At 63.3% G+C, this 14,133-nt stretch carries 15 protein-coding genes; 6 read left to right on the forward strand and 9 right to left on the reverse strand.

The genetic code is table 11. The features are described 5' to 3' along the window. Positions 1 to 36: 36 nt before the first annotated feature. The 7 genes from M6689_RS00310 to M6689_RS00340 form a co-directional block, all read right to left on the reverse strand. Positions 37 to 783 carry an ABC transporter ATP-binding protein gene (locus tag M6689_RS00310; RefSeq protein WP_298266507.1) on the reverse strand — a complete coding sequence of 249 codons (747 nt, stop codon included), beginning with the start codon at positions 781 to 783 and terminating at the stop codon, positions 37 to 39. 40 nt (positions 784 to 823) lie between these two features. Beyond that, positions 824 to 1,540 carry an ABC transporter permease gene (locus tag M6689_RS00315; RefSeq protein ID WP_366949707.1) on the reverse strand — a complete coding sequence of 239 codons (717 nt, stop codon included), beginning with the start codon at positions 1,538 to 1,540 and terminating at the stop codon, positions 824 to 826. 137 nt (positions 1,541 to 1,677) lie between these two features. Next, complete coding sequence (locus M6689_RS00320; RefSeq protein ID WP_298266510.1) at positions 1,678 to 2,331, reverse strand: hypothetical protein; 654 nt, start codon at positions 2,329 to 2,331, stop codon at positions 1,678 to 1,680. A gap of 23 nt (positions 2,332 to 2,354) precedes the next feature. Beyond that, complete coding sequence (locus M6689_RS00325) at positions 2,355 to 3,977, reverse strand: NADP-dependent glyceraldehyde-3-phosphate dehydrogenase (RefSeq protein WP_298266512.1); 1,623 nt, start codon at positions 3,975 to 3,977, stop codon at positions 2,355 to 2,357. Positions 3,978 to 4,214: 237 nt separating this feature from the next. Continuing rightward, a complete protein-coding gene (locus M6689_RS00330; RefSeq protein WP_298266514.1) occupies positions 4,215 to 4,781 on the reverse strand; it encodes a YqiA/YcfP family alpha/beta fold hydrolase in 567 nt (188 codons plus the stop codon). A 170-nt stretch (positions 4,782 to 4,951) separates the two neighbouring features. Then, on the reverse strand, positions 4,952 to 5,566 hold the full coding sequence (locus tag M6689_RS00335) for a CAP domain-containing protein (RefSeq protein ID WP_298266516.1): 615 nt from the start codon (positions 5,564 to 5,566) through the stop codon (positions 4,952 to 4,954). Next, on the reverse strand, positions 5,563 to 6,330 hold the full coding sequence (locus tag M6689_RS00340) for a class I SAM-dependent methyltransferase (protein ID WP_366949708.1): 768 nt from the start codon (positions 6,328 to 6,330) through the stop codon (positions 5,563 to 5,565). Before M6689_RS00340 ends, M6689_RS00335 begins: the two co-directional genes overlap by 4 nt. Positions 6,331 to 6,480: 150 nt before the next feature. Between M6689_RS00340 and M6689_RS00345 the strand changes: the two genes are divergently transcribed. Further along, positions 6,481 to 6,903: a GSU0071 family protein gene (locus M6689_RS00345; RefSeq protein WP_298266520.1), complete on the forward strand. Its 423-nt coding sequence runs from the start codon at positions 6,481 to 6,483 to the stop codon at positions 6,901 to 6,903. A gap of 47 nt (positions 6,904 to 6,950) precedes the next feature. On the opposite strand, the gene M6689_RS00350 is transcribed toward M6689_RS00345, so the two are convergent. Together M6689_RS00350 and M6689_RS00355 are read right to left on the reverse strand one after the other, a co-directional pair. Then, positions 6,951 to 10,040 (reverse strand): efflux RND transporter permease subunit, encoded by a 3,090-nt coding sequence (locus tag M6689_RS00350; RefSeq protein ID WP_298266522.1) that lies wholly within the window; start codon positions 10,038 to 10,040, stop codon positions 6,951 to 6,953. A 6-nt stretch (positions 10,041 to 10,046) separates the two neighbouring features. Beyond that, on the reverse strand, positions 10,047 to 11,165 hold the full coding sequence (locus tag M6689_RS00355) for an efflux RND transporter periplasmic adaptor subunit (protein ID WP_298266524.1): 1,119 nt from the start codon (positions 11,163 to 11,165) through the stop codon (positions 10,047 to 10,049). A 399-nt stretch (positions 11,166 to 11,564) separates the two neighbouring features. Here M6689_RS00355 and M6689_RS00360 point away from each other — a divergent pair, with 399 nt between their 5' ends. The 5 genes from M6689_RS00360 (at position 11,565) to M6689_RS00380 (ending at position 14,126) form a co-directional block, all read left to right on the forward strand. Further along, entirely contained in the window at positions 11,565 to 12,023 is a 459-nt protein-coding gene (locus tag M6689_RS00360) for a hypothetical protein (protein WP_298266527.1), read from the forward strand. A gap of 25 nt (positions 12,024 to 12,048) precedes the next feature. Continuing rightward, on the forward strand, positions 12,049 to 12,411 hold the full coding sequence (locus M6689_RS00365) for an IS3 family transposase (protein WP_298266529.1): 363 nt from the start codon (positions 12,049 to 12,051) through the stop codon (positions 12,409 to 12,411). After that, positions 12,408 to 13,298, forward strand: a complete 891-nt coding sequence (locus tag M6689_RS00370; RefSeq protein WP_298266531.1) for a DDE-type integrase/transposase/recombinase — start codon at positions 12,408 to 12,410, stop codon at positions 13,296 to 13,298. Before M6689_RS00365 ends, M6689_RS00370 begins: the two co-directional genes overlap by 4 nt. 142 nt (positions 13,299 to 13,440) lie before the next feature. After that, entirely contained in the window at positions 13,441 to 13,851 is a 411-nt protein-coding gene (locus tag M6689_RS00375) for a T6SS effector amidase Tae4 family protein (RefSeq protein ID WP_298266533.1), read from the forward strand. Then, positions 13,851 to 14,126 (forward strand): hypothetical protein, encoded by a 276-nt coding sequence (locus M6689_RS00380; protein ID WP_298266535.1) that lies wholly within the window; start codon positions 13,851 to 13,853, stop codon positions 14,124 to 14,126. Before M6689_RS00375 ends, M6689_RS00380 begins: the two co-directional genes overlap by 1 nt. The last annotated feature ends 7 nt before the right edge of the window (positions 14,127 to 14,133 follow it).

Consider the following 14,133-nt stretch of genomic DNA (forward strand, 5'->3'; position numbering starts at 1 on the left):
GCTTATGTTTCCCGGCAGCTTCGGAAGAAAACGGCCTCACACGAAGTGGATCGGTCCTTCCAGGCTGCCGCTGATGAACTGCTTCACCACCGGGTGTTCGGAGCGCTGGATCTCCTCCGGGGTCCCCATCTCGATGATCCTGCCGCGGTAGAGCATCGCCACGTAGTCCGAGATGTCGAAGATCTCCGGGATCTCGTGGGAGACGATCACCGCCGTGAAGCCGAACCGGCTGTGGGTATCCTTGATCAACTGGTGGATGGCGCGGCAGATGATCGGGTCGAGGCCGGTGGTCGGCTCGTCGAAGAGGATGATCCGCGGGTTGAGGAGCAGCGCCCGGGCAAGCCCCACCCGCTTCTTCATCCCGCCGGAGAGCTCGTCGGGGAATTTGTCATCCACCCCCCTGAGCCCCACATGCTCCAGCGCCTCGTGGACCTTGTCGCGGATCTCGTAGCTGGAGAGCCGGGTCTTCTCCTCCAGCGGAAAGGCGACGTTCTCGAAGACGCTCATGGAGTCGAAGAGGGCGGCGTTCTGGAAGAGCATCCCGAACCGCTCCCGCACCCGGTTCAGTTCCCTCCGCCGCATGACGGTGATGTCCTCCCCCTCGACGTAGACCTTTCCCGCGTCGGGCTGCAGCAGGCCGATCATATGCTTGAGCAGCACGCTCTTCCCCTCCCCCGAGGGGCCGATCACCGCGGTGATCTTCCCGGGCGGGATCTCCACCGAGAGCCGGTCGAGAACCACCTGGCTGCCGAACGACTTTTCCACCTCAACGAGTTTGATCATAAGTGGATCCGAGCCCCGGGCTCCCAGTCCCGAGCCCCCGTCAGAGCATCACCGAGGTCAGGAAATAATCCCACACCAGCACCAGCACCGACGCCATCACCACCGCCTCGGTGGTGGCCCGGGAGACCCCCTCGGCGCCGTGACCGGCGTAATACCCCTTGTAGCAGCAGACCCAGGAGATGATGGCGCCGAAGGAGACCGACTTGACGATCCCGGACCAGACGTCCTTCCATTCGACGCTCTTCTCCATCTGGTAGAAGTAGGCCCCTTTGTTCACCCCCAGGAGCTTCACCCCCACGAGGTAGCCGCCGTAGATCCCGACCACGTCGAAGATGGCGCAGAGAAGCGGCAGCGCCACCAGCGCCCCCAGCACCTTGGGGGAGACGAGGTACTTGAACGGCTCCAGCGCCATGGTCTTGAGGGCGTCGATCTGCTCGGTGATCTTCTTGATCCCGATCTCGGCGGTAATGGCGCTTCCCGCCCGGCCGGTCACCATGAGGGCCGAGAGGACCGGTCCCAGCTCCCGGATGAGGGAGAGAGCCACGGCCGAGCCGAGGAGCCCTTCGGAGCCGAACTTGGCCAGGGTGTAGTACCCCTGGAGCCCCAGGACCATGCCGGTGAAGGCGGCGGTGAGAAAGATGACGAAGAGGGATTTGGCGCCGATGAAATGGACCTGCTTGAAGATGTGGATCGGCTTCCCCGGATCGCGGACGATGATGTAAAGGGAGTAGAGGATGAAGATCAGCATCCGCCCCATCTCGCGGACGACGAAGAGGGTGACGGCGCCCAGTTTTTCGATGGCGTCACGCACGAAGGGACTCCCGCAAATGGCGTTGTCGGGAAAAGTATAGGTGAAGATGGCGCGATGTAAAGGCGCCGGGGCCGGCACCGATCTCAGCCGATGCCCGCAGGGGCCCGTCCCGTTCCCTTCCAGCGGACCAGGAGCCTGACGGTCTCCTCCTCGTGGTGAACAAGCGAGCGCATCCGGTCGAGAATCGTCAGGAAGAGCATGGCTTCGCCGGGGAGGCAGAGCCCTCCCGCAGCGCGCCGTTCGTGGGCGGTGGCCGACTTCCGGCAAATACGGAGCAATTCCCGGCACCCCCGGCAGACGGCGTGAAGATGGCCCCCATGACCGCTTCTGACCGCCTCCCCGAGGGTGCAGAGGATCATCTCCTGCTGCGCGAGTAGGAGATCCGTCTCCTCGACCGCCTTTTCGCAGAGCGAAGTCCCCTCCCCGGTCTGCTCGTGCAGCTCTTCCACCAGGCTGACGATCGTCGCGATCACCATGTGCAGGTGGGTGAGGATGCTCTGGTAGCGGAAGGTCCTCCCCCTGCTCCTGACCGGCATTCCGATCACCCGCTCGTCTTCCCGCACCGCCGTAAAGGCGATCTCCTCGATCAGGTCGTGCAGCTCCTTTCCGAAATCCTCGCCCGGCAAGGCTTTCCGGCGGAAGAAGGCATCCCTTGCCCTTCCGAGGATGGCGGCGACCCTGTCGATGATCATGGCCAGCTCTTCCGTCTGTTGCTGTAGTGGTGATTCTTCCGGCATCGTCTGCTGATCCTCCGTCCGGGTCAGAGAATGAAGTCGGTGGAGAGGAAGTTGGAGCGGTGCTCCCGCACGATGTCGGAGATGATCCCCTTGTTGGGCTCGCTCTCCTTGGCCGCCACCAGGGTCCGGATCGAGAAGGCCCGCAGGGCGTCGGAGACCGAGAGGGTCCCCACGGCCGAATCCTTCCGGCCGGTGAAGGGGAAGACGTCGGGGCCCCGCTGGCACTGGCTGTTGATGTTGACCCGGGAGACCTGGTTCACCAGCGGGTCGATGAGGGTCGCCAGAAGCTGCGGGTCGCGGCCGAAGATGCTCACCTGCTGACCGTAGTCCGACTCCTCGATATAGCGGATCGGCTCCGCCGTATCGGTGAACGGGACCACCGGCACCACCGGGCCGAACTGCTCCTCGGTGTAGAGGCGCATTCGCGGCGTGACGGGATAGACGAGGGCGGGGTGGAAGTAGGTGCCGGTGACGGTCCCCCCCTCTTCGTTCATGACCCGGGCGCCGTGGCGCAGGGCGTCGTCGACCAGCCCCGCGAGGTAGACCGTCTTCCCCGGTTCGGGGAGGGGGGTGAGCATCACCGCGTGGTCCCAGGGGAGGCCGATGCCGATGGTGGCGAGGGTCCGGGAGAAGAGGGCGAGGAAGTGGTCCGCCACCGATTCGTGGACGAAGATGATCTTGATGGCGGTACAGCGCTGGCCGTTGAAGGTGAGGCTTCCGGCGAGGCACTCCTCCACCGCCACGTTCAGGTCGGCGTCGGGGAGGACGATGGCGGGGTTCTTGGCCTCCAGCCCCAGCACCGACCGGAGCCGATGGGGCTTCGGGTGCTCCTTGTTAAGGGCGTTGGCGGCGCCGCTCGTCCCGATGAAGGCGAGGATGTCGACCCGTCCCGTCCGCATGAGCGGAGGGGTGATGGTCCGCCCCGAGCCGAAGAGGGTGTTCACTACCCCCGGCGGGAAAGAGTCGCGGAAGGCCCGCAGCAGTGGGGCGAAGAGGAGCACCCCGTGGCGCGGCGGCTTGAGCAGCACCGTGTTCCCCATGATGAGGGCCGGGATGAGGGTGGTGAAGGTCTCGTTGAGGGGGTAGTTGTAGGGCCCCATGCAGAGGGCGACCCCGAGGGGGGCGCGGCGGATCTGGCCGATGATCCCCTGCTCGATGACGAAGCGGGAGGAGACCCGGTCGAGCTCCTTCAGGGCGTCGACGGTGTCGGCGATGTAGGTCACCGTCCGGTCGAACTCCTTGCCGGCGTCGGCGGCGGTCTTGCCAATCTCCCACATCAGGAGCCGCACCACCTCCTCGCGCCGCTCCTTCATCAGGGCGGCGAAGTGCTGTACGTGGGCGATCCTGCCGGCCACCGTCATGGTGGGCCACTTCCCCCGCCCGTTGTCGTAGGCGGCCGCCGCCGCCTCCAGCGCCGAGAGGGCGTCGGCCTCGGCCATGAGGGGGAAACTGCCGATCTTGACCCGCTCGGGGCCGTCGGGCTTCATGGCGCAGACCGGGGAGAAGACCTCCTGGGTCGGCCCCTCCCACCGGAGGAGTTCCCCGTTTACCAGGTACTCCCGCACCTCCACCGGCTCCGGGCGGTTTCGGCCGGCAAGCTGCTCCGGCGTGGGGAATATCGCCTCGATCCGCTCGCGAATGGTCATGGGGATAACCTCCGTTCTTCTCTGCAATTAAACAATTCTAAATGGCCCCTGACGATAATCAAGTGACTGCTCCTTCGTCGTTGCCAACGGGGCGCCATGTGATTACCGTTACCAATGGATAAGAACCGGATCAAAGAGGTCGGTGGCGGGAAATGGTCCATGGACCGGGAGGTGGAGAAGATGCTTGCCCGTTAGGCGGGGCGCCCCATGGCGTTGCCCCCCGAAAGGGCGGCGGGGTCACACAACGGCCCGGTGGCCGCGGTGCAGGGCGCGGACGACCCCCAGGGAGTAACGGGGGGAGTCGTTCAGACGGTCGAGGAACAGCCCGAAGAGTTCGACCAGGAAGGGGAGCTGGCCGGCGAGGAAGTGGTCGCCGTCCACCAGGAAGAGCTCGGCCCGGTGCTGGCCGGCAAACCGGATCGAGTGCTCCGCCGGGATCACGTCGTCGTTCCAGCCATGGACGATGACGGTCTTCTGGGCGACGGGGGCCGGGGACTGGACCGCGTAGCCGGGTAGGTAGAAGGCGGGTGCCATCAGGAAAAGCCCCACCGGTTGCACGGTGCTGGAGGCGACGGTGGCCACGTACCCCCCCATGCTGGAGCCGACCAGGACTATCGGCCTTTTTTCATGGGCGTAGCGATCCACGAAACGCTGCACCCGGCCGTCCGGGTTGGGAAGGTCGGTGAAATCGAGACTCTCGGTCGCAAAGCCCCGCTCCCGGGCCACATCGGACAGGGCGGTAATCTTGGCTCCGCCCGGGCTGCTTTCCTTGCCGTGGGAAAAGATGACGATCCCTTTGTTCATGGCCTGCTCCCTCCGTGGCGCCCGCCGCCGGCCGTTCGCGGCAAGCGCCCGCATCCGCCACTCTTTTATCGCATCTTCCGGGAACAACTCTAACTTACAGGCAATTCTAGCGGCAGCCGGGCCGATTGCAACGGTTGCCGTGGAGAAAAACATTCCCTGCCCGTTCAACCTCACTCTTCCTTGAACCCGCCGGCAAAGTCGATGGCGCAGGCGGTGCCGTAGACGGGGTGGGGGGCGCAGGCGACGCCGGCTACGCCGAAGGCGGGGGAGTAGATGTTTTTCCGGTGACCGCGGCCCGGCACCCCGTCGTCGATGATCAGCTGTATCACCACGGTGCGAGGGTCGTCGGGGCCGTAGCTCACATTCTCGCCGATGGTCCGCTTCCACTCCCCCTGCCGGTCGATCCGTTTCCGCATCCCTGCGTCGCCGCTGCCGTGACCCGTAGAGCCGCTTGCTTCCTGCTCCCGCACGAGTTCCGCCGCTGCGCGGGCGAGCCCGTCGGACCAGCTGAGGGGGGGGAGGGGCCTCTGGCGCCGGAGAAAGCGGATCGCCTCGTCCACCCCCCTTGTCCCCTCGCGGGTGACGATCCGGGTCCGGCTCCCGGGGAGGAGATAGTAGCTCCCCCTGAAGTGGGAGCGGTACTCTGCCAGGTACCCGGCGTAGGCGCGGGGATCGGTGCGCGCCGCATTCAGTTCGTCGAGAATCCCCCGCTCCAGCGAGGTGGCGTCGGCGGGAAGGGCGGCGAGGATCGTCAGGAGAAGGACGAAGGTGAGCCGACGGATCATGGACGATGCTCCGGGTGGATGGTCCCGACCCGCAGGACCAGCGGCCACGAGACGCGGCGCACCCGCGTCGGGTCCCCCCAGGCGGCGGAAAGCTCGTCGGCGACGAGGGCCAGGGGATCGCTTCCGACGATCCGCCGGTACTCTTTCACCGCCGACCAGGTTTCCAGGTATCCCAGGAGGTGCGCCGGTTCCCACTCCGCCGTCATGGCGAAGGCGGGGGCTTCAATCTCCGGGAAGGGGAAAGGGATCGTCCGGTAGCCGGCGTCCACGTGGGCCCGCTCCGGGGGCCAGCAGGGGCCGATGGTGTCGTGGTAGAAGCGGCCGATCACCCGGTCGATCTCCCCGTCGATGGTGAGGAGCCCGTAGGTGAAGGCGGCGAAGACGGCCCCCTCCCGCGCCACCCGCATCACCTCCGGGTAGAAGCGGTCGAAGTCGAACCAGTGGAGCGCCTGGGCGGCGATCACCAGGTCGACGCAGCGGTCCGGCAGGCCGGTCGCCTCCGCCGGTGCCACCCGGTACTCGACCCGGGGATGGGGGAGGGCGTTTTCGATCTGGGCCGCGCTCGGGTCGGCGGCGTAAACCTTTGCAAAGTGCTCCGCCAGGGCCACCGACGCCTGGCCGGTGCCGCAGCCGCAGTCCAGCGCCGCCTCGCGCCGCGGCGCAAGCCCCGCCAGCCAGGAGAAGAGCTCCGGCGGATACCCCGGACGGAAGGTCCGGTAGGCGTCGGAGCCGGCGGAAAAATAGTTCTTGAACGGTGCGGTCATGGTGTTTTCCTCCCGCCATCGTGATGGTGCCACGGGAATCTCCGTCCGGTGCCCGGAGGGAGTCAGAATGGCGTTTTACAAGATTTTCTCGACAAAACGGTGTCCGTGTCGATACAAAAAGGTAAGGGAAGGTGAAGTAAGGAGACGACCATGGACACTATCATAATCGACGCGGAACTTGAACACTACTACCGCGAGCGCCTCACCTCATCCAGCCGGCACGCCCTGCGCCGCCTTCAGGTAAGGGCCTGCGCCCGGTTTAACGGCGCAGAGCTGGAGGAGTACCTGCGGCGCCTGCGCTCCCATGCCCGGGCCTACGCCCGGCTGGGGCGGATGCTCCAGTCCCCCTTGCGGCACATGGAGACGGCCCTCTTCCTGTCGAGCCTGAGCCTCTTCGTGGCCGGGATCGTCATGGCCGCCAGCGGTGAGCTCTCCGTCCTGGTCGCCTGCGGCACGGCGGCTGGCCTCGTGGGGATGGCGGAATGCGCCCGAAAGCTCGCCGGTCACTGGCAGCAGTACGGGGTCATGGAAGCGGTCTACCGCGAGCTGGCCGAAAGCCTGACGGAAACCTGAATACGTGGGCCGGGGAGCCCGACGGAGCGAAGGCGGGTTCCCCGGCCTCACGGATTCACGGGGACAGAGCGCTCCCGGTCCCGGCCGTGGTCCTTTGCCACCAGCATGTAGATGGAGGGGACGACGAAGAGGGTGAAGAGGGTGCCGACGAACATCCCCCCCACCAGCACCAGGCCGATGGAGTTCCGGGCCGCTGCCCCGGCGCCGGTGACGAGCGTCAGGGGGAAGTGGCCGGCGATGGTGGCGGCGCTGGTCATGAGGATCGGCCGCAGGCGCGTCATGGCCGCCTGGCGCACGGCGTCCAGCTTTGACAGCCCCTGGAGCTGCAGCTTGTTGGCGAACTCGACGATCAGGATGCCGTTCTTGGAGACCAGCCCCACCAGGGTCACGAGCCCCACCTGGGAGTAGATGTTGAGGGTAGTGGTCCACCCCTTGGTCCAGAACGGGACGTTGGGGTCGGGCATCTTGAGGAAGGTGAAGAGGAGCGCGCCGAACATCGCCAGCGGCACCGAGCCGGCCAGGATGACGAAGGGGTCGCGGAAGCTGTTGAACTGGGCCGCCAGCACCAGGAAGATCAGGACCACGGCGAGGCCGAAGGCGGGGAGGAACTTGTTCCCCTCGGTGCGCAGCTGCCGCGACTCGCCGGTGTAGTCGAGGACGTACCCCTTCGGGAGGATCTTTGCCGCCTCCCCCTCCAGGAAGCGAAGCGCCTCGTCCAGGGGGCGCATGGCGACGCCGCTCAGCTTCACGGCGTCCACCTGCTGGCAGCGGTTGAGGGAGCGGGGAACCACCGTCTCCCGGAGGGTGGCGACGGTGGAGAGGGGGATGAGCTGGCCACCGGGGCCGGTGACGTAGACCGACTTGAGCTGCTCCGGGTTGAGGCGGCCGACCCGCTCGATCTGGGGAATCACCTTGTAGCTTCGTCCCGAGATGTCGAAACGGTTGACGTAATCTCCCCCCACCATCCCGCCGATATCGCCCCCCACCTGTTCGAGGCTCAGCCCCAGGGCCGCCACCTTGTCCCGGTCGATGACGAACCGGGATTCCGGCTGGTCGATCTTCACGTCAATAATCGGCGGGAAGGCGAACATCCCGCTCTGCATCGCCTTCTGCTTGAGCCTGTCGGCGAACCGGAGGATCTCCCCGGTCTCGGCCGTGGAGGCGAGGATGAACTCCACCGGGAACTGTCCCCCGCCGGGAAGGGCCGGCGGCGTCACCGGGAACATCTGGATGCCGGGGATCGCCGCGAGCTTTCGCTGCACCTCGGGCATGATCTGGAAGACGGTCCGCTTCCGCTCGTCCCACGGCTTGGTGACCATCCCGCCGAACCCCGAGCTGGGGAAGGTGATCTGGAAGGTGAAGTCGGTCTCCGGTATCCCCAGGAAGACCCTGTTGGCCGCGGCCGCATAGCGGCTCGTCTGGTCGAGGGTGGAATCGGCCGAGGCGTCGAGGATGCCGAAGATGACCCCCTGGTCCTCCGTCGGCGCCAGCTCCTTGGCCGACATGATGAACATCGGCACGGTCAGCAGGCTCACCACGATCCAGACGGTGTAGACCGCCGGACGGGCGGCCAGGGTCTTGTCGAGCCGGCGGTCGTAGGCGGCCTTCAGGCGGCTGAAGCCGCGGGCGATGCGTCCCGCCAGGCCGTGCTCTTCGCTCCCCGGCTTCAGGAGTTTCGCCGACATGACCGGCGAGAGCGTCAGGGCCACGACCCCCGAAATGGTCACCGCGCCGGCCAGGGTGAAGGCGAACTCCCGGAAGAGGGAGCCGGTGAGCCCCCCCTGGAGGCCGATGGGGAGGTAGACCGCCGCCAGGGTAATGGTCATGGCGATGATCGGCCCCACCAGCTCCCGGGCGCCGATGAACGCCGCCTCCTGAGGGGATTTCCCCTCCCCCAGGTGACGCTCCACGTTCTCCACCACCACGATGGCGTCGTCCACCACGAGACCGACCGAGAGGACGACGGCCAGGAGCGTCAGGAGGTTCACGGTGAAGCCGAAGGCCTGCATCAGGAAGACCGCGCCGATGAGCGACACGGGAATAGCCACCACCGGGACGAAGACCGAGCGGAAGGAGCCGAGGAAAAGGAAGATCACCACCACGACGATCATGAGCGTATCGCCCAGGGTCTTCAGCACCTCGCGGATGGCGTTGTCGATGTAGCTGGTGGCATCGTAGGCGACGCGGGCCGAGAGCCCCGTGGGGAGGTCCTTCCGGATCGCCGCCATCTCGGCCCTGACCCGCTTGATGACATCCAGGGAGTTGGCGTTGGGGAGGGGCCAGATCCCCATGAAGACGGCGGTCTGCCCCGAGAAGCGGACCTCGGAGTCGTAATCCTCGGCCCCCAGCACCACGTCCGCCACGTCCGAGAGCCGCACCAGAGTGCCGTTTTCCTCCCGCACCACCAGCCGCTTGAACTCCTCCACCGTGTGCAGGTTGGTGTCGGCGGTGAGGTTCACCTGGATGAGGGCCCCCTTGCTCCGTCCCAGTGCCGCCAGGAAGTTGTTGGCCGCCAGGGCTTGGCGCACCTGAGTGGGGGTGACGTTCAGGGCTGCCATCCGCTCCGGCTTCAGCCAGATCCGCATGGCGAAGGTGCGGGCGCCGAGGATGTCGGCCCGCTGCACCCCCGGGATCGCCGAGAGCCGCGGCTGGACCACCCGCACGAGGTAGTCGGTGATCTCGTTCTGCTTCAGGATGTCGGAGGAGAAACTGAGGTAGGCGGAGGCGAACCGACTGTCGGCCGACTCGATGTTGATCACCGGCACCTCGGCTTCGGGGGGGAGGTCGCGGCGCACCTGATCCACCTTGGAGCTGATCTCCGCCAGGGCCTTAGTCCCGTCATAGTTCAGCTTCAGGCGGATAGTGATGGTGGAGAGCCCCAGGGTGCTCTGGGACTCCATGTACTCGATCCCGTCGGCGGCGGCGATGGCCCGCTCCAGGGGGGTGGTTATGAAGCCCCGCACCAGGTCGGCGCTGGCCCCGGTGTAGACGGTGGAGACGGTCACCGCCGCGTTCTCGCTGCGGGGGTACTGACGCACGTTCAGGGTGCGGATCGCCTGGAGCCCGGCGATGACGACGATCAGGTTGACCACCAGGGCGAGCACGGGACGGCGTATGAAGAGGTCGGTGATCTTCATGGCGTCTCAGTTGTTCTCCGGCCGGGGCGCCTGCTGGAATGGAGGGTTGAGCCGGTTGTCCACCACCACCGCCTGGCCGTTGCGCAGCTTGAAGACCCCGGTGCTCACCACGGCCTCCCCCTCCTTCAGCCCGCCGGTGACGGCGACGAAGTCGCCGCGCTTGGTCCCCAGGCGCACGAACTGCTGGCGAAGCACCTTCCCCTTTCCCTCCTTTGCATTCTCCACCACGAAGACCGAATCGCTGTACGGGGCATAGAGGACCGCCGTGGCCGGAATGGCGAGCACCTGCTGCCGTACCGGCAGCCCCACCGCCACGTTGACGAACATCCCGGGGCGGAGTTTCTCGGCGCGGTTTCCCACCGTCGCCTGGACCTTGATGTTACGGGTCTCGGCGTCCACCTGGGGATTGATGGCGGTGATCCGACCCTCGATGGTCTCGCCCGGCAGCGCATCGGTGGTCACCCGCGCCGCGAGCCCCTTGTGGAGCTGGGGAAGCTGCTGCTGGGGGAGGGTGAAGTCGACGTAGATCGGGTCCAGGGCCTGAAGCGTCACGATGGGATCCCCCTCCTTCAGTATCTGGCCGAGGTTCACCTGCCGGATCCCGAGCCGGCCCGCGAAGGGGGCGCGGATCGTCTTCTTGGCGATTGACGCCCGGATGGTCTCCACCTGGGACTCCCCCTGGCGGAAGGTGGCCACGGCCTGGTCGTGATCGGCCTGGGAGATGACCCCGTCTTTCAGGAGCTGATCGTTACGCTGCAGGTTGATGCGGGCGAGCTTCGCCTGCGCCAGCGCCCCGGGGAGCTGGGCCTCCTCCGAGCTCGTGTCCTGGCGGATCAGGAGATTCCCCTTTGCCGTCGCAGCCCCTGCCTCGAAGGCGATCTGCACCACCTTCCCCGGCAGCTCGGCCGCCACGGTCACCCCCTGCACGGCGGTAAGCGTCCCGACCGAGGTGAGGGCCGTCTCCCACGATTCGGCCCTGACCACGGCGGTGGAAACGGTCTCGGGTGGCGGAACGAACTTCTTCCCCTGGTCGACCATGGCGCCAATCTGCAGCGCCTTGATGGTGCCGAGCACGGCGATGACCACGATGAGACCGGCGATGGCGAGGATGATCCGTTTTTTCATGGCATGCATGGCTCCGTCAGAGATGGCCGGTTGCCTCTTCGTTTATATCACCGCGGAAAATGGATGCAATTCTTTAATTTGCGAACCCGCACGCCACCGCCCGGAAGCGGGACTCGCATCGGGCCGGTTAACCCGCCGCAAGCCGCATCCAGGCCTATTGCCGGCGATGCCCCAGCTCCCGCAAACCTGAGGTTTGATTGGAAACGGTCAATAAGAATTCCCTGCAAGTGATAAACGTGCTATAAACCGGGCAGTAGGCGGGGAGGGAAAATAAGAAAATGGGTCAATTCCGGATTTTTCTTCAGGAGAAATGTTCCATTTGGGTAGATCACCCGTTCACGCGCGTGCGCGCGTTAACCGCTCAATGATTTGTTATACAGAAAGACAGGGAGGTGGTACATGATCGGCGCAAGTATTTTGGATGAGCTGACAGATATGGTGACAAAATTGAGATCAATTCGATGCGAGACTCGCTTTGATCTCATCAATAAATTTAAGGTCGCTTTTGGAGACGATTTCGACAACCTTGATTTCCCAAATTACGAAACAGGCGGCTTTGTAAAGGGTGCAGCCATTCGTGATGCTCAATGTGGTTGCGAGATTTATGAGCGACTGGGATGGGAGAACTCAGATTTTGGTAAGGCTGGGATGCATAAGTGTGGATGCAAAGTCTTTGATGAAAAAGTTCAGGCAGTTGACTCTAATTCCGGGCAGACACTTGCCGAAATCCCTTATTTTATAGAAGCCGAGAATGGCAAAACATTTTCAGGATATACTGATGCTGGTGGCAGGTTGCCACGTATTTTCACCCAAAATGATATGGCGGCCCCGGTTTTCTTGGACACGAAAATGAGGTAAATGTACGCGTTCAAGGAGGTCGTCAATGGCAAAGGATGTAAATGTCTCCGGTGCAGCGGAAGGAGAGCGTAGCTCGACTGGAGCGGCACCGGAAATCAAACGTTGGAGTGCAAACCGCAAGAAGGAAGTTGTCCTGCGGTTAATGCGCGGTGAATCGGTCGATGCGTTATCCCGTGAGTTGGGCATCGAGATCTATCGCTTGGAGGAATGGCATCAAAAGGCCCTCCAGGGGATTGAATCGGCCCTCAAGGCTCGCGAAGGTGATCCGCTCGTTGCAGAACTCGATGCAGCCTTCAAGCGCATCGGGGAGATCACTATGGAGAACGAGTTGCTCCGGGAGAAAGCGAGGCGTGCCCACCCTTTGGCCCCGAGGAGATCGAAGAGATGAGCGCTGCGATCTCCCCTGCCACTGGTAAAGCTTACGGCGTCCAGCGCGTCTGTTGTGCCTGGGAAATGCCCCGCTCGTCGTTCTATGGTCGAGTCGCCAGAAAAGCAGTCCCGTCGGTGCTGAACAAGCGTGGCCCGAAAACATTGCTCACCGACGACGAGGTGCTTGCTCTTATCCGGACTGACCTGGAAACCTCCACCTTCATCGGCGAGGGGCACCGCAAAGTCTGGGGGCGCCTACGGTTCGTCAAAGGGATCAAAGTCGGCCGTAAGCGGATCCTGCGTCTCATGCGGGAGAACAATCTGCTTTCCCCCCACCGGGTTGTCCAGGGACAACCCAAGGAGCACACTGGCAAGATTATCACAGCAGCCCCTAACGTCATGTGGGGCACGGACGGCACCAGGATCTTCACCCTGGAAGAAGGCTGGTGCTGGCTGTTTACCGCCGTTGAGCACTGGAATGCCGAATGCGTCGGCTGGCATGTGACCAAGAATGGCGACCGATTTGCCGCACTCCAGCCGCTCTCCATGGGAATCAAGGCCCGCTTCGGCTCGGTCGGTGCCGCTGCGGCCAGAGGGCTGGCACTGCGAATGGATCACGGCACCCAGTACCTCTCGGAACATTTCCAGAACCAGATCAAGTTTTGGGGGATCGCCCCAAGCTTTGCGTTTGTTGCCGAGCCGCAGACCAACGGCGTCACGGAACGGTTCAATCGAACCATCAAAGAGCAGGTCATCTATGGTCGCCATTACCGCACTATCGAAGAAGTCCGGGCGGCAATAGCTGACTTTATGGATCGTTACAACCAGCAGTGGCTGGTCGAAAAACTCGGTTTCAGAAGCCCACGACAGGCATTCGAGGAGTATCAACTCAAAATGGCTGCGTGACTCTTATCTTGTGTCCAGGGTACCGGGCGCGCTACATGTTTACCATTTGGGCAAACTATCCAGATGCCAAGCCATACATTGACGAGAAAACTGGCAAACCGCCGAAAGGTTTTGAAAACCAGTGTGCCATTAAGGTTAGCGTATGCACAAGTCAGGCGTAGAAATGAAATCTTTTAGAGGAAGTAGCCGGATTCTAATAAATGGTAAAATTACTGCGGCTGCGGCAGAGGAACTTGCCGCTTGGCTCAAGTTACGTCCGTTTTGCGGGCTACCTCCAAAGCCTGAGACAGTCACAGGAAAGGACTGGGAAAAGAAGATTGCTGGACGTACCGGCATCATCTTTTTTAAAGACTACTGGCAACGCGATGGAGAGTCTGAAGGAAACAGAAGCGGTGACCATATTGATTTGTGGAATGGTTCCAGACTTACCGCATCTGGGCTACGCGGTGCCTTAACAACATTTGCTCGCTTCAGTATCGGTATTAGCCACATTTCTCATGTCTATTCAGATTTGAGTGAGTCTAGGCAGATTCTGTTCTGGGAGGTCAAGTGATGAAACGTTTTATTTTCATTGCGACCTGCCTCTTTATCGGTTTGGCTTTTACCCTTTCATTATGGTTTATGCCATCCAGTCCAGAAATGAACCCTGATTGGTTAGCTGTCCTCGGGTTAGCATATTATATCATTACTCCGATTGTGTGGTTTTGTTGCGGCTTGATTGTAAGTCGTGCGACTGTAACACGGAGCCAGAAATTCTATGCTTTGTTCTCTGTTTCGGCAGCTTCCATAGCTGTACTGGCTGTTTTTTATATATATTCACACCAATAGTATCCAG

It is taken from the genome of Geobacter sp., from assembly GCF_027327745.1.
GTDB lineage: Bacteria > Desulfobacterota > Desulfuromonadia > Geobacterales > Geobacteraceae > Geobacter.

Excerpts from the sequence above, each read along its gene's own strand:
- M6689_RS00330 (WP_298266514.1), bottom strand. The coding sequence starts at position 4,781 with ATGAACAAAGGGATCGTCATCTTTTCCCACGGCAAGGAAAGCAGCCCG.
- M6689_RS00375 (WP_298266533.1), top strand. The coding sequence starts at position 13,441 with ATGCACAAGTCAGGCGTAGAAATGAAATCTTTTAGAGGAAGTAGCCGG.
- M6689_RS00310 (WP_298266507.1), bottom strand. The coding sequence starts at position 783 with ATGATCAAACTCGTTGAGGTGGAAAAGTCGTTCGGCAGCCAGGTGGTT.
- M6689_RS00345 (WP_298266520.1), top strand. The coding sequence starts at position 6,481 with ATGGACACTATCATAATCGACGCGGAACTTGAACACTACTACCGCGAG.
- M6689_RS00360 (WP_298266527.1), top strand. The coding sequence starts at position 11,565 with ATGATCGGCGCAAGTATTTTGGATGAGCTGACAGATATGGTGACAAAA.
- M6689_RS00320 (WP_298266510.1), bottom strand. The coding sequence starts at position 2,331 with ATGCCGGAAGAATCACCACTACAGCAACAGACGGAAGAGCTGGCCATG.
- M6689_RS00325 (WP_298266512.1), bottom strand. The coding sequence starts at position 3,977 with ATGACCATTCGCGAGCGGATCGAGGCGATATTCCCCACGCCGGAGCAG.
- M6689_RS00350 (WP_298266522.1), bottom strand. The coding sequence starts at position 10,040 with ATGAAGATCACCGACCTCTTCATACGCCGTCCCGTGCTCGCCCTGGTG.
- M6689_RS00380 (WP_298266535.1), top strand. The coding sequence starts at position 13,851 with ATGAAACGTTTTATTTTCATTGCGACCTGCCTCTTTATCGGTTTGGCT.
- M6689_RS00365 (WP_298266529.1), top strand. The coding sequence starts at position 12,049 with ATGGCAAAGGATGTAAATGTCTCCGGTGCAGCGGAAGGAGAGCGTAGC.
- M6689_RS00370 (WP_298266531.1), top strand. The coding sequence starts at position 12,408 with ATGAGCGCTGCGATCTCCCCTGCCACTGGTAAAGCTTACGGCGTCCAG.
- M6689_RS00315 (WP_366949707.1), bottom strand. The coding sequence starts at position 1,540 with ATGGGGCGGATGCTGATCTTCATCCTCTACTCCCTTTACATCATCGTC.
- M6689_RS00335 (WP_298266516.1), bottom strand. The coding sequence starts at position 5,566 with ATGATCCGTCGGCTCACCTTCGTCCTTCTCCTGACGATCCTCGCCGCC.
- M6689_RS00355 (WP_298266524.1), bottom strand. The coding sequence starts at position 11,165 with ATGAAAAAACGGATCATCCTCGCCATCGCCGGTCTCATCGTGGTCATC.
- M6689_RS00340 (WP_366949708.1), bottom strand. The coding sequence starts at position 6,330 with ATGACCGCACCGTTCAAGAACTATTTTTCCGCCGGCTCCGACGCCTAC.